General features: G+C 62.7%; 21 protein-coding genes. 9 read left to right on the forward strand and 12 right to left on the reverse strand.

Going from position 1 to position 21,528, the window contains the following annotated elements:
- Window positions 1-59: 59 nt before the first annotated feature.
- Together AC1TPF_RS20055 and AC1TPF_RS20060 are read right to left on the reverse strand one after the other, a co-directional pair.
- Complete coding sequence (locus AC1TPF_RS20055; protein WP_482139729.1) at window positions 60-1,337, reverse strand: cytochrome P450; 1,278 nt, start codon at window positions 1,335-1,337, stop codon at window positions 60-62.
- Window positions 1,338-1,580: 243 nt separating this feature from the next.
- A complete protein-coding gene (locus AC1TPF_RS20060) occupies window positions 1,581-2,204 on the reverse strand; it encodes a TetR/AcrR family transcriptional regulator (protein ID WP_482139731.1) in 624 nt (207 codons plus the stop codon).
- Between the two features lie 155 nt (window positions 2,205-2,359).
- Between AC1TPF_RS20060 and AC1TPF_RS20065 the strand changes: the two genes are divergently transcribed.
- The 3 genes from AC1TPF_RS20065 (at window position 2,360) to AC1TPF_RS20075 (ending at window position 6,161) form a co-directional block, all read left to right on the forward strand.
- Window positions 2,360-3,724 (forward strand): hypothetical protein, encoded by a 1,365-nt coding sequence (locus AC1TPF_RS20065; protein ID WP_482145081.1) that lies wholly within the window; start codon window positions 2,360-2,362, stop codon window positions 3,722-3,724.
- Window positions 3,721-5,139 carry an acyl-CoA reductase gene (locus AC1TPF_RS20070; RefSeq protein ID WP_482139735.1) on the forward strand — a complete coding sequence of 473 codons (1,419 nt, stop codon included), beginning with the start codon at window positions 3,721-3,723 and terminating at the stop codon, window positions 5,137-5,139. Before AC1TPF_RS20065 ends, AC1TPF_RS20070 begins: the two co-directional genes overlap by 4 nt.
- Window positions 5,140-5,243: 104 nt before the next feature.
- Entirely contained in the window at window positions 5,244-6,161 is a 918-nt protein-coding gene (locus AC1TPF_RS20075) for an SDR family NAD(P)-dependent oxidoreductase (RefSeq protein WP_482145082.1), read from the forward strand.
- A 28-nt stretch (window positions 6,162-6,189) separates the two neighbouring features.
- Here AC1TPF_RS20075 and AC1TPF_RS20080 read toward each other — a convergent pair whose 3' ends face one another.
- Both AC1TPF_RS20080 and AC1TPF_RS20085 read right to left on the reverse strand, forming a co-directional pair.
- Entirely contained in the window at window positions 6,190-7,704 is a 1,515-nt protein-coding gene (locus tag AC1TPF_RS20080; protein ID WP_482145083.1) for an ATP-dependent DNA ligase, read from the reverse strand.
- Between the two features lie 45 nt (window positions 7,705-7,749).
- The gene (locus AC1TPF_RS20085) at window positions 7,750-8,694 is read right to left on the reverse strand and encodes a sterol desaturase family protein (RefSeq protein WP_482145084.1); all 945 of its coding nucleotides are present in this window, start codon (window positions 8,692-8,694) and stop codon (window positions 7,750-7,752) included.
- A 118-nt stretch (window positions 8,695-8,812) separates the two neighbouring features.
- Here AC1TPF_RS20085 and AC1TPF_RS20090 point away from each other — a divergent pair, with 118 nt between their 5' ends.
- Complete coding sequence (locus AC1TPF_RS20090) at window positions 8,813-9,652, forward strand: HAD family hydrolase (RefSeq protein WP_482139741.1); 840 nt, start codon at window positions 8,813-8,815, stop codon at window positions 9,650-9,652.
- Here AC1TPF_RS20090 and AC1TPF_RS20095 read toward each other — a convergent pair.
- The 3 genes from AC1TPF_RS20095 to AC1TPF_RS20105 form a co-directional block, all read right to left on the reverse strand.
- The gene (locus tag AC1TPF_RS20095; RefSeq protein ID WP_482145085.1) at window positions 9,621-11,147 is read right to left on the reverse strand and encodes a PH domain-containing protein; all 1,527 of its coding nucleotides are present in this window, start codon (window positions 11,145-11,147) and stop codon (window positions 9,621-9,623) included. The genes AC1TPF_RS20090 and AC1TPF_RS20095 overlap by 32 nt on opposite strands.
- Window positions 11,144-11,632, reverse strand: coding sequence for a PH domain-containing protein (locus AC1TPF_RS20100; protein WP_482145086.1), 489 nt, complete (start codon window positions 11,630-11,632; stop codon window positions 11,144-11,146). The genes AC1TPF_RS20095 and AC1TPF_RS20100 overlap by 4 nt, the downstream gene beginning before the upstream one ends.
- Window positions 11,633-11,725: 93 nt before the next feature.
- Window positions 11,726-13,273 (reverse strand): carboxylesterase/lipase family protein, encoded by a 1,548-nt coding sequence (locus AC1TPF_RS20105; RefSeq protein ID WP_482139746.1) that lies wholly within the window; start codon window positions 13,271-13,273, stop codon window positions 11,726-11,728.
- Between the two features lie 119 nt (window positions 13,274-13,392).
- Between AC1TPF_RS20105 and nhaA the strand changes: the two genes are divergently transcribed.
- Window positions 13,393-14,799: a Na+/H+ antiporter NhaA gene (gene nhaA / locus AC1TPF_RS20110; protein WP_482139748.1), complete on the forward strand. Its 1,407-nt coding sequence runs from the start codon at window positions 13,393-13,395 to the stop codon at window positions 14,797-14,799.
- A 22-nt stretch (window positions 14,800-14,821) separates the two neighbouring features.
- Here the strand turns inward: nhaA and AC1TPF_RS20115 are convergent, their stop codons facing one another.
- On the reverse strand, window positions 14,822-15,316 hold the full coding sequence (locus AC1TPF_RS20115) for a DsbA family protein (RefSeq protein WP_482145087.1): 495 nt from the start codon (window positions 15,314-15,316) through the stop codon (window positions 14,822-14,824).
- A gap of 103 nt (window positions 15,317-15,419) precedes the next feature.
- Here AC1TPF_RS20115 and AC1TPF_RS20120 point away from each other — a divergent pair, with 103 nt between their 5' ends.
- Entirely contained in the window at window positions 15,420-16,079 is a 660-nt protein-coding gene (locus tag AC1TPF_RS20120) for an SRPBCC domain-containing protein (RefSeq protein WP_482145088.1), read from the forward strand.
- A gap of 19 nt (window positions 16,080-16,098) precedes the next feature.
- Here the strand turns inward: AC1TPF_RS20120 and AC1TPF_RS20125 are convergent, their stop codons facing one another.
- Window positions 16,099-17,085 (reverse strand): LLM class F420-dependent oxidoreductase, encoded by a 987-nt coding sequence (locus AC1TPF_RS20125; protein ID WP_482139752.1) that lies wholly within the window; start codon window positions 17,083-17,085, stop codon window positions 16,099-16,101.
- A gap of 79 nt (window positions 17,086-17,164) precedes the next feature.
- On the opposite strand from AC1TPF_RS20125, the gene AC1TPF_RS20130 reads away from it, so the two are divergent.
- Together AC1TPF_RS20130 and AC1TPF_RS20135 are read left to right on the forward strand one after the other, a co-directional pair.
- Window positions 17,165-17,569, forward strand: coding sequence for an NTP pyrophosphohydrolase (locus AC1TPF_RS20130; protein ID WP_482139754.1), 405 nt, complete (start codon window positions 17,165-17,167; stop codon window positions 17,567-17,569).
- A gap of 100 nt (window positions 17,570-17,669) precedes the next feature.
- Entirely contained in the window at window positions 17,670-19,217 is a 1,548-nt protein-coding gene (locus tag AC1TPF_RS20135) for a hypothetical protein (RefSeq protein WP_482145089.1), read from the forward strand.
- A 49-nt stretch (window positions 19,218-19,266) separates the two neighbouring features.
- Here the strand turns inward: AC1TPF_RS20135 and AC1TPF_RS20140 are convergent, their stop codons facing one another.
- From AC1TPF_RS20140 to AC1TPF_RS20150, 3 genes are all read right to left on the reverse strand, one after another.
- Window positions 19,267-19,740: an SRPBCC family protein gene (locus AC1TPF_RS20140; RefSeq protein WP_482139757.1), complete on the reverse strand. Its 474-nt coding sequence runs from the start codon at window positions 19,738-19,740 to the stop codon at window positions 19,267-19,269.
- Window positions 19,737-20,117, reverse strand: a complete 381-nt coding sequence (locus AC1TPF_RS20145; protein ID WP_482139759.1) for an ArsR/SmtB family transcription factor — start codon at window positions 20,115-20,117, stop codon at window positions 19,737-19,739. Before AC1TPF_RS20145 ends, AC1TPF_RS20140 begins: the two co-directional genes overlap by 4 nt.
- A gap of 79 nt (window positions 20,118-20,196) precedes the next feature.
- Window positions 20,197-20,547 carry a cupin domain-containing protein gene (locus tag AC1TPF_RS20150; protein WP_482139760.1) on the reverse strand — a complete coding sequence of 117 codons (351 nt, stop codon included), beginning with the start codon at window positions 20,545-20,547 and terminating at the stop codon, window positions 20,197-20,199.
- Between the two features lie 164 nt (window positions 20,548-20,711).
- Here AC1TPF_RS20150 and AC1TPF_RS20155 point away from each other — a divergent pair, with 164 nt between their 5' ends.
- On the forward strand, window positions 20,712-21,524 hold the full coding sequence (locus tag AC1TPF_RS20155; RefSeq protein ID WP_482139761.1) for a hypothetical protein: 813 nt from the start codon (window positions 20,712-20,714) through the stop codon (window positions 21,522-21,524).
- The last annotated feature ends 4 nt before the right edge of the window (window positions 21,525-21,528 follow it).

Raw genomic sequence — 21,528 nt, forward strand, 5'->3', positions numbered from 1 at the left:
CCTGCGCCGCGCCGCCAGTGGATCAGTCGGAACCTGCGGCGACTACCGTCGTGACCCGCTCATGAGATAGGTGTGAACTCGAGGTGCAACTCGGTCAGTCCGCGCAGGATGTAGGTCGGCTCATAGGAAAAGCGGCGGTCGTCCACCGGACCATGCTCGGTCTCGGAGATCGTGATGTCACCCATCCGTGAAAGCATGCGCTCGAGGCTGATTCGGCCCTCGGCGCGAGCGAGCGGTCCACCAGGGCACGAGTGGACTCCACGCCCGAACGCGACGTGCTCGCGAACATTCGGGCGATCGATCTTGAACTGATCGGGGTCTTCGAAACGACGCGGATCGCGGTTGGCCGCGCCCAGTACGGACATCACCGTGGTCCCGGCGGCAATCTCGACGTCACCGAGTGTCGTGCTGGTGCGAGCAAGCCGAAAATCACTCTTGACCGGGCTTTCCAACCGGAGGGTCTCTTCGAGGAACAGCGTGATGCGGCTCCGGTCCTCGCGGAGCAACTGCTGCAGGTCTGGACGCTCGGCGGCAAATTTGAGCGCGGCGCTGATCAGCTTGACGGTGGTTTCCTGACCGGCGGCGAACAGAAAGGTCGCCGAACGCACGACGTCGATGACATCGGGAGTTGAACCGTCTGGATATTTGGCGTTGGCGAGGCCGGTGAGTACGTCATCGCGAGGCTCGCGGCGGCGATCTTCGATGTACGTTGTGAACCGGTCATCGAGAAACGCGAGCGGGTTGTGCATCAATGGTTCGTTTTCCAACGTGCCTGGGCGCGAACCTTTTCGGGGTGCGCCGAGCACATCACGGAAGATCTCATGGTCCTCCGACGGAACACCGAGCAGGTCAGCGATCACCAACAGCGAGAACGGCTTTGCGTACTCCTCGATCAACTCGCATTTACCCTTGTCAACAATCTCGTCGAGTTGACTATCCGCAAGGCGCCACATGAACTCCTCATTTTCCTTGAGTCGCTTGGGAGTCAACAGACGATTGAGGAGCCCTCGAGCGCGCGTGTGCTCCGGAGCGTCCATCGTGACCATGTGTTCGCTCAGCGGCATCTGGTCACGGAACTCCAAGATCTGAGCGCCGATGTCATCACCTTCCGGTACAAAAGGAAGTGGAGGAAAGGGTCCCGACACCGAGTTGCAGGCCGAGTAGGTTTCCGTATCCCGGTAGACCTCGACCACTTCCTCGAGGCCGGTCACCGTGATCACATCGTGAACCGGTTCGCGCTGAACGGGGCATTTCGACCGCAAGTGGTCGTAGTAGGGGTACGGATCATCGACAATCGACGCGTTGGTGAAGTAATCGATCGAATCGAAGTCGGACATGGAATCTCCCGGGATCATTGGGCTCGCCTGATGGCACTATCCCCTGCGGTGGAGTGCATTGCCGACGCCGGCAGATCGCGTCGCGAAGAAGACTCCGCTCGCCTGACCTGGGCATATGGCGCAAGGTGTGACGAGCATAACCCCCGAAATCGATTATGTACACGAAACCGGATATTAAAATTTCAGCATCGATCAGCCGGTCCCGCCGGCTCGACATTCGTAGTGACCAAGCCCCGCGAGTGCTCAGCGGGGCAGCATGCCATACAGAAACAGCGTGACCGCGTGCTGAAGGCGCAGTTCCTCTTCCTCGGGTGAGCGGAAGACCCCGAAGTCGGCCAGCCGACCGGGCAGGACGACGACGATGGCAAGAAACTGCTCCGCCGCCAGTTCGACATCGGCGATCACGAGACCCTGTCGACTCTGGTGACGGCGCAGAGCGTCGGCGACAGCCCGATGTTGGGCTGACCACGCCATGGATTCTGGTTTGACATCGAACTCGGGAAACCGGGAAGTCTCGTACATCGCCAGCCGCATGAGTTGCGTAGTCCGGGGATCCACGGCGCGGGCAATCGCCGCGCGACCGATCGCGATGAGCGATGCGGCCACGTCGTCACCCTCGGGTTCGTGGACCACGTCTTGCTCATCAAGACGCGAAAGCGCCCATGGAATAACCGTGACAAAGAGTTCGTGCTTGTCCGCATAACGGGCGTAGAGCGTCCGCTTCGTGATCCCCGCAGCGCGCGCGATCGCTTCCATCGTGGTGCCGTCGTAGCCGTGGTGAAGGAAGGTCGCAACCGCAGCTTCGCGTAACTGCTGGTCCAACTCCTTGGCCTCGGCATGGGTCGGCCGTCCTCGACGTGTTGTCATCCGTCCAAAAATAGCGCGGATTGCGGCTTCGACGTGCATCGACACGTCTACCTCTGGCAGGACCGGACACCCGATTTCCTCAATAAGTATACGTCGATGGTGCCAATACGGTTAAGTGCAGTCCACCGACAGTCCATAACTTAAGGGGAAATCAGATGGCCACATCGCTCGATACGGGGTCGGCCCTCACGAGGTTGACCAGTATGGTGGATGCGAACGAATGTTACGACGTTCCCGCAGCCGAGTTGCTACCTCTTCAGCTGGAGGCGGCGAACGAGTTGTTTCAGGATCGGCTCGGACGAATCCGACTGCTGCAGAACCGCGCTGACGAGGCCGGCATCACTGAGGTGAAGACGCAGGAAGACCTCGTCCCGCTACTGTTCGCACACACCGCTTACAAGAGCTATCCCGAGGGGTGGCTTGTCGAACAGAAGTGGGACAGGCTCGGCAGATGGCTCGAAACAATATCCACCAACCCGGTGGAAAATGTTGATCTAGAAGACGTTTCCGATATCGACGAATGGCTCGGCAGGTTGGAACGTGCCGGGCATTTTCTGTCCTGTTCCAGTGGTACCACCGGCAAGTCGGCGATGATGAACTCCTCACAAGCGGACCTCGAATGGAATCGGCGTGAGTTGATTCGCTCGTTCGCCTGGGGTTCGGGATCAACGCCGGGCGACGGCCGCAAGCTGTATGGCCTGGCTCCGACAGCGACGGCGCCGCGCAATCTCACGATCCGTGATGCCCTCATCGAGGGCTTCACGTCCCCGGACTCCGAACCCTTCCTGTATCCGGTCCCGCCGATCACGATCGGCCAGATCACCAGCATGGTGACCTTGCGCAAAGCCATGGCCGACGGCACCGCACGGCCCGCGGACATGGCCAAGTTCGAGGCAACCTCCGCCGCGCGTCAGCAGATCATGGAACAGGCGTTGACGATCTCCGCCGAAGCCCTTGTGAACGGCCGCAACGAGAAGATGCTGCTGTCAGGAATGTTTGCCTCGCTCTATCCGATCGCAGCAGCAGTACGCGAAATGGGATTCGGCGGCAACGACTTTCATCCAGAGAACACCATCTACATCGGCGGCGGGCTCAAAGGGGCAGACCTCCCACCCGACTACTTCGAATACATCATGGAGACCTTCAACCTCGCAGATGAGCGCGTGTTCCAGATGTACGGCATGCAGGAGATCAACGCTGCCATGCCACGATGCAGCGCCAAGCGCTATCACGTCCCGCCATGGTTGATGCTGCTACTCCTTGACGAGACGGGTGAAAATCTCCTTCCGTCGTCGACCGGAGAAATCGAGGGGCGCGCAGCGTTTTTCGACCTGTCCCTCGATGGCCGTTGGAACGGTGTCATCTCAGGCGACAAGATCGTCGCAGACTACAACCCCTGCGCCTGCGGGAACCGCAGCCCCTCCATCCGCGACAACATCAGCCGATACTCCGATCTGCCCGGCGGCGACAAGATCAGCTGCTCCGGCACCACCGACGCCTACGTTCGGGGCATTTCATGAGTATCGACCTCAATTCTCAACCGACCGATCAAGAACCTGCTGTCGCCGCACACTTCTTTATTCGCGGCAAACTCGTCACCGAAGCCTCGGTCCGGCACCGGTCACGCGACCTCGGCGTCGACTTCACCACGCCCGAAATCGATTTGGACCAGCTGATCCAACCGCGTTCGGAACTTCCGCCCCTGCTCGACGTGAAGGTCGACGACATCATCGATTTCCTGGTCGAGACCGGCGAACAACTTGCGTTGGACCGTAACCCGTATATGCAGGAAGCACTCGAACGCGTCGTGGAGACCAATCCACTACCACGTCGCGTGGTCGAAAACCTGTACCGCGGTGCGCCGTATCTACTCGAACGGGGCATGCTCACCTCGATGATCGAGTCGAACTTCGCAAACCCCGCCGCCCTCGACGGCTGGGTTTCACGGACCGACATCCACGGCAACTCCGGAGCGATCCGCGCGTTCCCACCACGCATGGTCCACATGCTGGCAGGTAATTCGCCGGCGGGCTGCGTCTCCTCGATTGCCCAGGGCGCGTTGGTCAAGGCGGTCAACCTCTTCAAGATGCCATCGAGCGACCCGTTCACCACCGTCGCCGTACTGCGCACCATGGCCGACATTGATCCCGACCACCCGGTTGTGCGCTCGATGTCAGCCATCTACTGGCGCGGTGGCGACGAAACCATCGAACGAACCCTGTACCGCCCGCAGTACTTCGACAAGATCGCAGCCTGGGGCGGCGGACCGGCCATCGACAACGTCATCCGCTACCTCGGACCAGGTCTGCAACTCGTGTCGTTCGACCCCAAGACGTCGATCTCGATGCTCGGCAAAGAAGCCTTCACCGACCAGGCGACCATCGAAGCGGTGGCCGAACAGACTGCCGAAGACGCCACACTGTTCAACCAGGAAGCCTGCCTCGCGAGCCGATTCGTGTATGCCGAAGGCGACCGCAAAGGCATCGAAGAATACTGCGCGAAGCTCGTTGAACGCCTGGGTGTCGATCGCGAGACCGCCTCCGCCACAGCACCACCAATCCCTTCCGAGATGCGCGAAGAGATCGAAATGCTTCAGATGATGGGCGGCGAATACAAAGTGTGGGGCACCTTCGACGGAGCCGGCATGGTCGTGCTCTCCGATGAACGAGTCTCCTTTCACCCCAGCGGCAAGACCATTAACGTCGTCCACGTCGAATCACTCGATGCTGCAGTTCCGTTCGTCAATGTCGCGACACAGACGATCGGTATCTACCCCTACGAACGCAAAACCGCGCTGCGCGATCGACTCGCCTGCGCCGGCGCGCAACGCGTCGTCCGTCTGGGGTCCGCGGCCAAACACGTCCTCGGAAGCCCCCACGACGCCATGTACTCGCTTCAGCGCTTCGTGCACTGGATGTCCGACGAAGACGCCTGAGCAAAGATCAGCAGTTGCTGGGGCCTCCCAGGTAGAGCGCTCAGCTCGTCCCTCAGTCGAGCTGGGCACTCCTCTACCGCCAGATCTGAAAGAAGAAGCATCCAATGAGTAGTCGATGGACCGCGACCGAAGTACCTGACCAAAGCGGCCGCGTCGCGATCATCACCGGCGGCGGCGGGGGTCTCGGATACCAGACCGCACTCGTACTCGCGGGCAGCGGAGCACACGTGGTCCTCGCCGTGCGCGATACGACCAAGGGCAAGGAAGCCGCCGAACGGATCCTCACATCCCACCCCCACGCGAAAGTCTCTGTCCAGGAAATGGATCTGGCATCACAGCAATCAGTCAGAGACGCCGCAACCGTGCTCGGATCCATGCACCCCCGCATCGATCTGTTGATCAACAATGCCGGGGTGATGTTCACTCCCAAGACCGTCACCGAAGATGGCTACGAATTGCAATTCGCCACCAACCATCTCGGACATTTCGCGCTGACCGGGCTCCTCCTCGACCACCTGCTACCTGTCGAGGGATCACGAGTCATAACGGTCAGCAGCCTGGGCCATAAGGTCCGGGCCGGCGTCAATTTCGCAGACCTGCACTCCGAACACAGCTACTCCCCGGCAGCAGCCTACGCACAGTCGAAATTGGCCAACCTCTTGTTCACCTACGAACTCGACAAACGACTCGCGGCCGCGGACACCACCACCATCGCCGTCGCGGCCCACCCTGGCGGCGCGAATACCGATTTGACCCGACACACTCCCGCGAAGCTCCGCTGGGCTCAGGACCTGGCCGCGAAGTTCCTTTTCCAGTCCGCAGACATGGGGGCCTTACCGATCCTGCGCGCCTCGAGCGACCCTGGCGTGCTGGGAGCCCAGTACTACGGACCCGGTGGCTTCATGGAACAACGCGGCAATCCTGTGCTGGTCACGTCCAGCCCGAAGTCTCATCAAGTGGACGTCCAGCAGCGGCTATGGACAGTCTCGGAGGAGTTGACCGGGGTCGCCTTTCCGATCTGAGATACTCCCCAGCTCAGAACACTGCCGGTCACCGGCCGGGTAACAGGGAACGGACCGCATCGATCGAATCGGCCTGCGCCGCAGTCTTGTCCGGTCGATAGCGGAGAACTCTGGCGAATCTGAGCGCCACCCCACCCGGGTAGCGCGAACTGACCTGCACACCATCGAGTTCGATCTCGACAACCAGTGCCGGCGTCAGGTACACCGTGTGGTCGTCGCGGTTGCGTTCGTGTTTCGGGAATTCGTCTGTCTGCCAACGCAACAGTTCGTCGGTCAAACCCTTGAACGTCTTGCCGACCATGATCGGGTCGCCGCCGTCGGGATCCCTCGCACCCAGATGCAGGTTGGACAGAAAGCCTGTGCGACGGCCATATCCCCATTCCGCACCGAGCACCACCAGGTCCAACGTGTGCTCAGGCTTGACCTTCTGCCAGGTCTTGCCGCGTCGTCCGGCCGCGTACACCGAGTCGAGGGCCTTGATCATGATGCCCTCGTGGCCGGCAGCGAGCGCGGCGTCGAGGTGCATCTCGGTCGCCGCGAGGTCCGGGGCGACGAGTGACGGGATGCGATGCCGGGACGCAACGCGGTCCAGAGCATCCAGCCGATCGGACAAGGGCTCATCGAGCAGGTCGACGCCGTCGAGGTGCAGACAGTCGAAGAAATACGGGTGCAGCAGGAGTTCACGTTTGGACGTGGCACCGAACCGGCTCATCGTCTCCTGAAAAGGGCGTGGACGTCCCGAGTCGTTCAAAGCCAGCGTCTCACCGTCGAGAACCACGGATTCGCAGGGCAATTCGCGTATCAGATCAACAAGTTCAGGTACTCGGCCGGTGATGTCGTTGAGTGTGCGGGTGTAGATGGCGACCTCATCACCCTTGCGATGCACTTGAATGCGGGCACCGTCGAGCTTGTATTCGACACTCACCGCACCGCCGAGCGCGGTGTGGGCATCGGCGAGTGAGGTGGCCGGAGACGCCAGCATGGGGCGTATCGGACGACCCACGCTCAGGGCGAACTCCCCCAGCGCTTTCGACCCACCGCTGATCGCGGCGACAGCTGTCACCGCCAGATCCCCGGACAGCATGAAAGCACGCCGGACCACGTCAACAGATAGGTCGGCTGTGACCGCAATTGCGTCGGTCATCACCCCTTCGCCCGCGCCCTGCCTCATATCGCCGGTGAGTAGACGGATGAGAAAAGTCTGTTCATCGTCCGTGGCCGCGGACATCAGCCTCGTGAGCAGTTCTTTTCGACGGGCCACAGACCCCGCACCGGATGTCTGGGCCAGTTCGGTCAAGAGCTGGTCCACCTCGGCGACGGTCCACGTGGCATCCGCCGCAGGCTCGGTTCGCGCGTCGGCCAGGGTCCGCCATCCGATACCCAGACGCCCCTGCGGCACTTCGCCCGACAGCCACGACACCACAACAGCGACCTCGTCGGGCGCACACGCCTTGATCAGCGCAGCAAGTGCGGCCGACTTGATTTTCCGCGACCGGGTGCCGGCCACAGCCGCACTCGTGGATACAACCTCTGCGAGCAACACTCACCCACGGTAGCGATCGGCACCGACACCGGGGACGTCGGTTGCTCAGCTCGCCGACATGACCTCAGTGGCGGCGGACTGTCGCGGCTGCCATCCCGGCGGGCCGAAGATGAACCCGAGTTTGTCCCGCCACCGCGCCGCCCGCCGGACATCGCCGGCGATCGCGACATACTCGCGCGTCTCCAGTCGCCAGATGTTGTAGGTGTCCACCGGCATGGTGAGCCCGTAGTGCGGCCGATGCAGTTCCTTCTGGAAAGTCCCGAATATGCGATCCCAGATGATCAGGATGCCGCCGTAATTCTTGTCGAGGTACTCCTGATCGCGGCCGTGGTGCACGCGATGATGTGACGGGGTGTTGAAGACGAATTCAACCGGACGTGGCAGGTGCCCGATGCGTTCGGTGTGAATCCAGAACTGGTACACCAGACTCACCGAGAACGCGAAGAAGACCATCCACGGCGGCACACCCAAGAGCGGCAACGGCAACCACATGACGATCTCGCCGCTGTTGTTCCACTTCTGCCGCAGGGCCGTCGAAAGGTTGTAGTACTCGCTGGAGTGGTGTGCCTGGTGCGTGGCCCAGATCAGGCGAATCCGATGGGCGCACCGGTGATAGGCGTAATAGAGCAGATCAACGCCGACCAGGGCGATGACCCACGTGTACCACTGGTCGGCGGACAACTGCCATGGCGCCACATAGGCGAACAGCGCGGCGTAGACCAGAAGTGCAAGTGCCTTCCACAGCGCGGTGGTGACGATGGAGACCAGCCCCATCGAAATACTGGCTCGCGCATCGGCCCTCAGATAGGCACCGGGACCCGGTCGCCCCCCACCAGTCGACTTCTCGAGATCATCGGCCTCCCGATGTTCGAGAACGCGGGCTGCCGCGATCTCGATCAACAGAAACAGGATGAAGAACGGGATCGCCAGGGCCACCGGATCACGCAACGGCTCAGGTAATGCCGTCAACACCGGCACTGCGGTGTCCATACTGGTCCCCTTCTCAGCTGGTCAGACCCAGATTCACGTTACACTGTGATCCAGGATGTAACTCTTGATTGGTACGTGAGCGTACAGGACCACTGAGCCGTGTTGGCATCATGTACGAGTGAGCATTCGCCTGGTGGCAACCGACCTCGATGGAACACTTCTCAACTCCGACCGAGCGGTGAGCGCAAGAACAGCGGCGGCGATGGCCGCGGCAGCCGAGGCGGGCATAGTCGTGGTGTGGGCGACCGCCCGGGCACAGCACTCGGTCCACACGTTGGCGGCCTCCTGCGGCTTCCGCGGATTCGCGGTCGCGGCCAACGGTGCTGTCCTCCTCGACCTCGCCGACGGCACTCCGAAAGTCATTGACGTACAACCGTTACCGGTACACATCGCGCACGACACGATGTCACGGGTGCGTGCGCTGGTCCCCGGAACGGTCTTCGCTTCTGTCGGACCCACGAGATTTGTTGCCGATCCCGACTACGCGGCGCTGTGCGAGTTCACCGATCATCATCGCGACCCGGCGACGATGGAGCTGTCTGATTCGTCCGTACTCGACACCGAACCGATCGTGAAAATAGTCGCCAGGCATCCCGAGGTGACCAGTGAACACTTGTTCCGCACGGTCGCCGCGGCAGGCATGCCGCAAGTGACGCCCACCCATTCCGGCGCTCCGTATCTCGAGATGGCGGCCGACGGTGTCTCCAAGGCCACCGGGCTGTCGCGACTGTGCACCCAGTGGGGTATCGATCCGTCCGAAGTCGCCGCCTGTGGTGACGCGATCAACGACCTACCGATGCTGCTGTGGGCCGGGGTCGCACTGTGTCCGGCCAACGCGGCACCCGACACACTGGCAGTTGCCGACACGGTCTTGCCGAGCAACGACGACGACGGTGTCGCCACGTACCTTGAGTCACTGGTCGCGCTCAGCTCACAAATGAATGACCACCGAGCCTGACCGCAAGATCCGTCGCGGTCGTCAGATCGACATCGACCACGTGATAGGCCTTCTCACCCGAGGCGGTGGTTGCAATGACCGATGCCACACCGAGCCGTCGTTGAAAGATCGTCTGACACACCGCAACGCCGCTCACGCCACGCAATTGCACAGCGTCGAACCTCCGAAAGAAGTATCCCCGCCTGCTGAACAGGTAGCCGTCCTCGATCCGATGGCCCAGGCCTCGATAGTTTCCGATGGCCGCCGAATAGAGCCCCGCAGCGGCCGCAACCGGAAGGACGAACAGCGCGGGCGGCCAGGACCACAGGTAGACGGCCACGGCCAGCACCGCCGTGGTGACAACCACGGGCACGAGGTAGCGGAACATGATGCGCCGCTGCGCTGCAGGCGGATGCCGGTGAAGCCAATGACTTCCGAGTCGCTCGGCACTGAGCACCTCCTGCGACAACAAGGTGTTGGCCAACACGATCGGCACGTCGCGGGTGGTGGTCGGCACCAATACCCCTGATTTGGTGTTCTGCTGATCCGCGCTGACACCGGTGAGAATCGGGACGAGCCGAGCCCCTCCCAGAAGTCGGGTCGTCAGCGCCTCGGACACCGTCACGCCACGCAGCCTGGACTGATCGACGGTGAAAGAACGCGTGGTCAGCAACCCTCGGGTGGCCACGAACCGTCCGTGCTGTTCATACACCAGCATGTAGTTCCACCAGGCTTCGACAAACAGCGCCGCCGCACCGACGACGCCGATCAGCACAAAGAGCCCGACGGTGGTGAGAAACCACTGCGCGAACGACACCTGCTCGAGGTACTCCGAAAAGTACCAGCCCACAACGGTATCGGGACTGCGACCCAAAATCTGCAGGCCCTGGTACGCGAATCCGAAAATGGCAGCCGGAGCGACCAGCGACCACACCCCGACTATTGCGTAGACCATCCACACCCACCGCAACCGCAGGACCACCGGTACAGAATCAACCGTCTCCGTCCCGGCGCCATGTGGTCCGGCGCGGTGCATTCCGGCTGCAGCCAGCAGATCGGCACGGAGCGCGGCCGCAACAGTCGTACTCACCGCATCCAAGCGCAGTGCCGTGTTCCGCGCCGTGACCTGCTCCCCCGTTCCGATCGTCACAATCGCCAGCGACAGCAGCCGCAGAACGGGTTTCGCAATGATGTCCACGGTCCGGATCCGGTGCAGCGGGATCCGCTGTGTACGACGGACGAACAGACCTGAGGTGATCTGCAGTTCCGTGGCGGTCAGCCGATATCGAAACCGCAGGTACTGCAAGATGTAAAAGGTCGGCACCAGCACCGCCATGACAGTCAATACGACAAGCGTGCCTGCGACGGATGGATCACGTTGTCCCAGAAACACCCACCCGAACGCCACCGGAGCGATGAGGATGGCCATCCGGATCAACGCCGCGCCGATCATCCCGCTGTCGAGGCGCTGCCAGTCCCCTTCTGCCGGAATCTCCTGGACTGGAACTTCACTCATGTGGCATCTCCGACGGTTCCCTCCGTTGCCACGGTCAGCTCGGCGACCAGGTCGTCGGCAACATCCTTGTCGAGACCCTGAATGATGATGTCGCCGTGCGCAGATGCCGTTGTCACCGAGACCTGCGCCAATCCCATGAGCTGGTGCAGCGGGTTGCGTTTGGCCTCCACCGACTGGACCCTTGACAGCGGTGCGACCTTCCACTCCCGTGAGAGCCATCCCGTCTTTGCGTAGACCGCTGTGCTCGTCGCCTCCCACCGGTGGACCCGGTACCGCAAGATCGGCATCGTCGCCGACCAGCACAGGAGCACCGTCCCGACGACAGCGAAGGCGATCAGGAAGCCGGGACGCACAGCGGTCCAGATGATCGCAGGCAGCAACAGTGTGATCGCACTCACGACCAACCAGAGAGCGCACTCGATCAGCCAGTACAACCGGGCCCGCGGATCGATGCGATGTCGTGGTGCTCGTGGCGCGCGGTCCATGCCGCACAGCCTATTCGTTCTGGCGCCAAGGAAAATTCAGGAGACGCTCACGCGATCACGGGGTTATCGCGACAGATCTGAAAGGGTGAGCTGTTACAGGAAGTTCAGGACGTCGTCGCCCCAGGCTTCGCGCAGGTCTTTGTCGAGGTCGTCGACGATCGAATCCTCTCGATCGATCACGAGCGTCGCTCGCTGTTCGGGTTCGTACGCCGGCCAATCCGGATCTCCGGGCAGCCCTTTCGGAACTCCCTCGACGGCGAACGACACCCATCGCTTCAGCATGCGGGCAGACAACGCCTTTCCCACCTTCATCCCACCGAGTTTGAAAGTGATGTCTTTACTGCCGACCACCAGATTTCCCCACGTATACGGCAACTCGGTTGCGTGTGTGGCTCCGACTCGAAGCGCACGCAACATCGGTGTGGCCCAGTCGAATCGGTACAGATACACCGGGGCCACCGCGCTGTGCCCGTCGGCCAGCCACAGCGTCGGCATCCGAAACCCGATGTCGCGCGCCACCGCGAGGCCGGTGGCCTTGAGTTTCATACCGGTGTAGGCCGAGCCGATCTCGGCTTCGGTCGGCAGGGTCAACCCTGGCTGCTCACTGGCGATCTCGGCGAACATCGACCGGATCGCATCCGGTGTGATCGGCATCAGCGGCGATTTCATCCACTTGAACAGGGATGCTTCATCTTTGTTGGTGCCGATGATCAGGGGAACCGGGTGGGACTTTCCCCCGCGGTAGGCCGCCAACGGGTAGTCCGGCAGGAGGTCTCGATCGACTGTCGGCGCAAACGCCAGCGTGCCCGGCGTACTGGCCGGTACGTCGCTGAACAGTGCCTGACCGGCTGCGACGATTGTGCCCACCTCGAGGTCGTCCAGCGCCCCGACGTCGTCCCCCTCGACCCCCACGTCCCGCAAAAACATCCCTGCCACCCGCGCCGCGCGGGCGCTGTCATAGACCGACGTCGCCGGAGCGCTCTGTGCGATCGCCCGTGAGAAGAGTCCACGCGCCGCCGGGACCGTCAACAGGGTGGTCACCAAAGAGCCACCGGCCGATTCGCCGAACAGCGTCACCCGATCGGGATCGCCGCCGAACTCCGCGATGTTGTCGCGGACCCACTCCAGCGCCAGGATGATGTCGCGCAGAGCCAGATTCGAGTCGAACGTCCGATCGTCGGTACTGCACGACGACAAGTCCAGGAATCCCAGGGCGCCGAGCCGGTAGTTCACCGTCACCAGCACCACATCACCGCCGGACACCAGTGCTCGACCGTCATAGAGCGGCTGGCTTGACGATCCGAAAATGTACGCGCCGCCGTGGAGCCAGACCATCACCGGCCGCCGGTCTGCATGCCCGACGGTCGACGCCGACCAGACGTTGAGACTCAGACAATCCTCGTCCTGGATGACGTCCTCCCCGAGTCTGATCACGGGGTTGCTGGGTTGTGGTGCCACCGCGCCGAACACCGTCGCGTCGGCAACATCTGTCCACGGCTGGGGAGGCACGGGCGCACGCCACCGTAGATGACCCACCGGCGGTGCGGCGTAACGGATTCCACGCCACGACGTGGTGGTTCCGTCATCGAGTCCGCGAACCGGGCCATTCGTGGTCTTCACCACGGTGCGATCATCAGTCATCTCGGTTGTCTTCCGCTCGGCGCCACGGTGCGCGCTCTGGTCACAGTAGGTGTTCCACAGTAAGCGTTTCGGGGGGCCGTAGCCGGTACAAGTCGATCCACTGGCGCACAATATCCACCATGCCCAGCGACAACCACGAGACCAAGGCACTGCCGATCGGTCCGGGTCCGACCACACGGCTGAACTCGACGCGGCGTCCGATCTCTCCCCGCACGCTGCAGTTTCTGTCCAAGGAGTCAGGTAGCGCGGGGCTTCTGCTCGCCGCCACCCTCCTCGCACTGGTGTGGGCCAACGTGCCCGGCGAAAGCTACTTCACGTTCTGGCACACCGAAGTCGTGCTGCAAGTGGGTAGCTGGTCCACAGAGCTGGATCTGCAACACATCATCAACGATGCGGCGATGGCGATCTTCTTCCTGGTTGTCGGTCTGGAGATCAGCCGCGAGGTGACCGTCGGCGATCTCCGTGATCGCAGCACCGTCATCATCCCGGTGCTCGGTGCGCTCGGCGGGCTGATTCTCCCGGCATTGATCTATCTGGCCTTCCAGCCGACCGGCCCGGCGGCGGCCGGCTGGGGTATCCCGATCTCCACGGATACCGCGTTCCTACTCGGAATCCTCGCACTGTTCGGTCCGCGTTGTCCCGATCAGATCCGGCTCTTCCTGCTCACGCTGGCCATCGTCGACGACATCGGTGCCATCACGGTGTTGGCGGTGTTCTACACCGATGACGTCTCGTTCGTCGCACTGGCCGTGGTCGTCGTGGCGGTCGCCGCGCTGGCTTTGATGCGGTGGGCCGGTGTCTGGATGTTGCGCCCGTACATCTTGGTGGGGATCGTGCTGTGGGCGGCGGTCTACGAGTCGGGGCTTCATCCCACGCTGGCCGGAGTCATCCTGGGTGTCCTGATCCCGACGGCCGCGGTCGAACCCGAACAGCAGGTCCGCGTCCGGGTCTATGGACGGCTGGCATTACAGCGGGTCGACGCGCGGCGGGCCAGACTGGCCGCAACAGCGCTGCGGGCCACCGTCCCTGCCAACGAACGGTTGCAAGACGCCCTGCACCCGGTGAGCGCGCTGGTGGTGGTGCCGCTGTTCGGACTGGCGAACGCCGGAGTATTGCTCAACGCGGACGCAATCTCCGCAGCCGCCTCATCGTCGGTGACCATCGGCATCATCGTGGCGCTGGTGGTGGGCAACGGCGTGGGTATCTCGGTGGCCGCCGGCATCGCACTCAAACTGGGCTGGGGGCGCCTACCAGGCCAGGTGCGGTACGGACATCTGATCGGCGGAGCAGTGCTGGCCGGCATCGGATTCACGATCTCGCTGTTCATCACCGATCTCGCCTTCACCGACCCCGTGCTGCGGCAGGACGCCAAGATCGGCGTCCTCGCGGGCTCCGCCATCGCCGCAATCCTCGGGTCGCTCCTGCTCCGCTATCTCGGTGAGCGACTTCCGCTGTGCAGCGTCGACGACGTCGACAATCCGCCGAGTCTTCCCGACGGTCCGTGGCTCGAACCCACGCTCCGCTGACCCGGCCCCAGAGTCCGACCCATCAGTGGTCGGCTGTTGCCGCACGAAGGGCGTCGAGATCGAAGTCCCCCTCGTACCGGGAACCGTTGATGAACAGCGCAGGTGTCGCGCGGACGCCTTCGTCGATTCCGCGCGTGTAGTCAGCTGAGACGCCCGCCTTGTACTGCTGCGCCTGCAGACCGGTTACCGCACCGGCAACACCCGCGCGAGCGGCGTACTCGGACAGACTGTCGTCGTCGAGATGGTTCTGGTGGGCGTAGAGCTGTTCGTGCATCTCCCAGAAACGGCTACCCGAGGCTTCCGCGGCAAGAGCCGCAGTCAGGGCGAAGGGGTGCACCTCGAACACCGGAAAATGCCGGAACACCAAGCAGATACGGCCGTCGGACTCATCGACCAACTGTTTGAGAATGGGTGCCAGCATCTTGCAACCCGGGCATTGGAAGTCTCCGTATTCGACGATGCGAACCGGAGCGTCGGCGTCCCCGTAGCGATGCCGGTCGGGATTGAAATCGATCACCCGGAACATTCTCACAGAGAAACTGCGTGCTCGACCACATTTGTGGCCGCCTGCGCCCACAACGGAGAATGGACACGATCGCACCAACATCGAGGGAGCAGACATGACGGACCCGGATCTCGCCACCACCGCGCAGGGACAGATCGACGCCGTGACGCGCACCGTCAGCACCACCGACAACGGATCGGCGGTCCGGACGGTCGCGTCACTGCGGCAGGATTACGCCACCGGAATCGATGACCTGTGGGATGCCTGCACCAGCCCCGAGCGTCTGGCGCGGTGGTTCGCCCCGGTCAGTGGTGATTTACGTCTGGGTGGCACCTACCAGATCGAGGGGAACGCCGGCGGCACCATCAAGAGCTGCGAGGCACCGCGGGGCTTCACCGTCAGTTGGGAGTTCGGCGGCGAGATCAGCGAGCTGTCCGTCCGCCTCGAATCATTGAACACAGACAGCTCGCGGCTTGTCCTCGAGCACAGCGCCGACGTCGAACCCCTTCGGTGGCAGGCGTTCGGCCCAGGCGCCGTCGGTATCGGATGGGACCTGGGCCTGCTCGGCCTGGCACACCATCTCGCCAACAGCGGCGCTGCACCCGCCCAGGACACCGGCTGGGCGCAGACCGAGCAGGCCCAGGCGTTCCTGTCCGACAGCAGCCGGCGTTGGGCCGACGCCTCGATCGCATCGGGGACCCCGGAGGAGATTGCTCGCGCCGCCGAGATGCGTACCACCGCTTTCTATCTCGGCACCGGAACCCCCGACGCCTAGCCGCTGTCGGTCGGCGGGACTACCGGAGCGCGGGGACCACTTCCTTTTCGAAGAGTTCGATGCCCGAGAGATCGTAGGCGGCTTCCGGGAAGTAGCAGATGCCGTACGCCAGGCCCTGGTCTTTGAGCGCGCCCAGCTTTTCGATGATCTGTTCGGGCGTGCCGACACCCGGCATGTCACGGAACGCACCCAGCGACGCTTCGGCCTTCTCGGGGCCGACGTACGGGGTCAGGCGCTCGACCAGAGTGTCCAATCGTTGCTGCACCTCGGCCTCGGTGCTACCGATTGCGATGTTGTAGTTGGCCGAACGCACGATCGCGTCGAAGTCGGTTCCGACGTTGTCGCAGTGCGTGCGCAGAATGGCCGATTTGTGCGCAAACCCTTCCGGGGTGCCGTCGAAGTTGGTGTACTGCGCGTACTTGGCAGCGATCTTCAACGTCACCTTCTCGCCACCACCGGCGATCCACAGCGGAATACCGCCGTCCTGCAACGGAAGTGGGCGACAGATGGCGCCATCAACCTGATAGTGCTTGCCGTCGAGCGTGGCCGACCCGGTGGTCCACGCCTGCGTCATGATCTGCACGCCCTCATCGAGGCGACCCAAACGCTCTCCGGCCGAAGGGAATCCGTAGCCGTACGCGCGCCATTCGTGTTCGTACCAGCCGCCGCCGATACCCATTTCCACACGGCCACCGGAGATGAGATCGGTGGTGGCCGCCACCTTGGCCAGGTATGCCGGATTGCGGTAGCTCATCGCCGTGCACATCTGACCGAGCCGGATCCGCGAGGTCGATGCGGCAAAAGCCGCCATCAGCGTCCACGCCTCGTGCGTCGCCTCCTCGGTGGGAGCCGGAACGGTGTGGAAGTGGTCATAGACCCATAGCGAATCCCAATCGCCCTGGTCGGCGCGTACCGCGAGGTCGCGCATCACCGCCCATTGCTCTGAGGGGTCGATACCGACCAGATCCAAACGCCAACCCTGGGGAACAAACATTCCGAATCGCATCCCCTGATCCTAGCCAGCGAAGACGACCGCCGCGGCGCACAACTGGCCCGGACGACGAACATGCGCCCACAATGGTCCGATGCCGGAGAACAACAACGTGGACCAGCGACCGATCATCGTGATCGACGCCGCCAACGTGGTGGGATCCAAACCCGACGGGTGGTGGCGCGATCGAAAAGCCGCGACGGAGCGACTTCGCGACAGCCTGGCAGATCTTGCCGAGCGCGGACTCGGCGAGCATGGATTCACCGGCGCCGACCACCCACAAGTCGTCCTCGTGGTCGAAGGACAGGCCCGCGGCATCGAATCGTCACCGACCGTGGAAGTGGTGAACGCACCAGGATCGGGCGACGATCAGATCGTCGAACTCGTTGCCGCCCAATCAGACCGGCCCTGCGCCGTGGTCACCGCCGACCGCGAATTGCGAACCCGGGTGATCGCACTCGGTGCACAGGTCCTCGGCCCGCGCAGCGTCCGAGATTGAGTGGCCACGCGATCGGATGCCCTTTGGCGCCATACTCTGTGCCCTGAAGGCTGACTGCGAACGATTCTCGAATACGCGATTCGCAGGATTGACTCGAGATATGGGATCGCACCGAGCGGCGACCGACGACAAGGTGGCCAGTACCTCTGCCGCACATCCGGCTTCACCACAGCGGGCATCACCGGAGCGGGCATCACCGACCGCCGGCCGACATCTCGCAAACCTGCAACGCCACGCAGGCAACCGGGCCGTCCAGACTTTTCTGCAGCGCGACGACCAGAGTTCGGGGTTGCAATCAAAGGCTCCGCTCGGACACGTCCCGTGGACCGGCGATCCGGTCAGCATGTCTGTCGCCATGCGCGATCTACTGCTCCGCGGTGACACGGACAGGCTCGCCATCTCGCTCGGAATGCTTTGGGTCAGAGGCATGGTCGACACCATGCGGGTACTCAAACTCGACCCCGCCGCATGGGCTGCCATCGTCGCCATCCCACGGATCAAGCAGGACCCGCGGTTGGCGGCGGCCGTCGATGTGGTGGAAGGTCGAGCGCCCGGAACCGGCGGCGTTCCGGTTGATCAAGCACTCGAGTTCCGGGCGATGCACGACGCCGCGAACTGGCCGACCATCATCGGTCCCAGAGCCTCGACAGGATCGACCGGCGTACCGAACTCCGACTCAGCGCGCTCCGATCCACGTGACGATCCGAGATACATCGACGCCCTGTACGACGCGATCCGACGAAATCGATTGCTGACCGGGAACTACCTGCTTCGCACCGTGAAACCCCGCCCGGCCGACAGAGTCCCCGGCGGCTACATCTACGTCGGCCCCAGCCATGCCGGCGACAAACCCTCCGGACTGGCATCCGACTCGGCAAAACGCCAGGCGGTGAACCAGGCGATCTGGCACGAACTCGGGGTCGGCGAGGGTTCTCAGGCCTCGATCAACACCTGGGACTCGGCGAAGTTCAGCTTCGGTCCGGGATTTGCCGCACCGGGCCTGCTGCGCAAGGTCATGGACAACCTCGCCAAAGAGGGACCCGAAGTCACCGACGCCCTCCGCAAAGCGGGCGTGAGTTTTGAGTCGAATACCTGGTATGTCGTCGACCCGACGAGTAAAATGGTGAAGTCCGGCGACGCTGCCCTCACCCTGCTGTCGCAGGACACCGGATTGATCAAGGCATTCCTCGACACCGCGAATGACCCCGAAATGCGTCGTCAGTGGATGGAAGCCGAATGGAAAGCCATGAAAGGCGCCAGCGGCGCGGCCGCGGTGCCCGAGCAGGTCATCACGAACTGGCCCGACGTACCGGTCATCGTGTTCGTCGCGCACTGCGTGCACTGGGGTGGGTTGCGCTGGGATCAATGGAACAGCGCCGCGCAACCAACGGTGTTCGACATCGTCCGACGACAGTCAAAACATGTTCCGCGACGACCGGACGACTCAAGGATCCTGACAATTCTGACTGCCCAGACCTTCTTCGGTTTCAGCGGCGGGCTACTGATGAAGGAGCTGAAATCCCGCGGTCGCAGGCAGGGTATCGAAGCGAATCTCCCTGACGATTGGGCAACAGCGTTTTCGAATGCTGTTGCGCTGCCGACAAAGACATCGACGCCAGTCTTTCAGATCATCGAGGGGGACGAGTGAGCACTACCTTGGAATCGATGTCGCCTACCCCTGAGCACCTGTTGAGTCGTCAGGCCCCACGCTCGACGAGTTCTGCGAGTTGCCGCGTAACGGTCCCCCATCCGTCGTGAAAGCCCATCGAGTCGTGCATCTCTCGATCCGCGCCATCCTTGTGCATCGCAGTGGCCACATACTCGGTGCCCTCTGGATGATCCGCGAAGGTGATGACCGCGGTGATGAAGGGGTCACGCGCCGGCCGCCACCCAGTGACCAGCGCGGTGGTGAACACAATGCGCTCGAGGTTGTCGACCGCGAGAAAACAGCCGTTGATATGTGGCGAGAAGTCGACGCCATCCTCGCTCATCTCGGTTTCGAACGCGCCGCCCGGACGCAAATCCATCTGCACAACCTTGCAGGTGGCGGGCGCCGGCAGCCACCATTGCGCAAATTTTGCGGGGTCGGTCCATGCCGACCACACGGCGTCGCGCGGTGCCTTGATGATTCGGGACACGGTGAGGTCGAGGGCAGAATCGGTGGTGGTCATGGTGTGGTCTCCTCTTTGTCGTCGGACGTGTCTGTTTGATCGGAAATGCCGCTCTGATTCGACATGACAAATTGTTCGAGTCGGTCGGTGCGGCCTTCCCAGACCGCGCGTTGCTCCGCCAGCCAGCTTTCGGCGACTGTGAACTGTTTCTTCTCGAGCGCGCAGGTTCTCACCCGTCCGGCCTTGTGCGTACGAATCCAGCCACTGCTCTCGAGCAGGCGGATGTGCTTCATGAATGACGGCAGCGCCATGTCGAACGGCTTGGCCAGCTCGGTGATACTGGCCGGCCCCTGACCCAGTCGCCCCAGCACCGCCCGACGGGTCGGGTCGGCAAGGGCTTGAAATACGCCGTTCAAATCCTGTTGATACTGAGCCATAAGGCAAACTATCAAGAATCGAACAGTAAGCGCAAGGGCTAAGTGTTATCGAGGTCGCCGATATATCCGCGACCGCGGATCAACGACGAGAGGGTTCACCGGTGCCGGTGACCGCGGTCAGGATGAAGACGGTGTCATCGATTGCCTTGACGCTGTGTCGGTGATGCGGCAGTCCACGAAGTTCGCCGGCACCGACAACAACGTCCCCTTCCCCACTCGAGACCCTGAGCGACCCACGAAGGACCAGCAGGCTGGCTGCAGGCGGTGAATTATGTTCTCGGAGTTCGGAACCAGCAATCATGGCCACCAAACTCTGTCTGAGCGGACCGTCGTGCACAAGTATGTCGGCGCTCCGTCCGCGAGCGTCGTCGCGGGCCAGATCCAGGCGCTCGGCGGCGAGCACGTCCAGGGTGGAATCAGTTTCGTTCATACTCGACCTCTTTCACATGTGGCGGCGGAGCCTCAACGAACACGCTATCGGACCCTGAGCGCTGCACGATCCGATCGACAGGCACAAAAACGGCAATCGGTTCTTCGATTCGTCCTCATCCGCGTGATCCATGGGTGATGGTGCGACGACGAGCGTAGATTTCAGTGGATACCGTCATCCGCCGTCAACTCATCGGGGGTCGGACATTGCACCCGACTGTTCGTGCATTTACTGGTCTCATTGCCTCGGCCACAGCCGTCGGGGCCCTCGTGTTCGGCGCCACGTCGCCCGACAACCCCGGGTCCGCTGACTCGGTATCGCATCGGGTCCGGCCGGCCGCGGTAGTCACCGGCGAGATACCGGCAACGGTGATCCGCAATCAGTCACTGTATTGCAGTCTCATCTGCCCGTACCTCATCCAGGGGGTGACCACCGTGCCGATCGCTGCTTTCCAATCGCCCGGAGTCTTCGCCGCGGCGTATGCGACCACCGGGTCGGGGCCGACATCGACTGGTATTGCGGCACATTGGGTGACCGAACCGGCACATTCGGCGATGACGGGAATCATCGTGAACGATCTGACACTGGTACTCCCCCGGGCGCAGAACGCGCTCACCGTCGCGGTTGTCGAATCGATGAAGATCGCAGGCGGACAAGACATCGACACCGGACGCACCCGTGTACTCGATGCTCTCAATCAACCGATCACGCCGAACCCGCCATCGACGGCCATCGTCACCACCGAGCAGCAAGCCGCCGCGGTCGACGGTATCGAAGCGGCATCCGCTGTGCTGTTCCAGGCGCCGGAACTACTGCTGCTCGGAGCGACCGAGACCGCGAACACAACGGCGGACGTGTTGGCGACCACCGGGGATGTCAACGCCGCACTGGCCACCGGCGATGCGCATGTCGCCTACTGGGTCGATCAGGCCGAATCAATACTTCAACAAGCCGGCGTTCAACAAGCAGCCGACTGAGGCG

The sequence above is a fragment of the Williamsia sp. Y853 genome, from assembly GCF_056786495.1.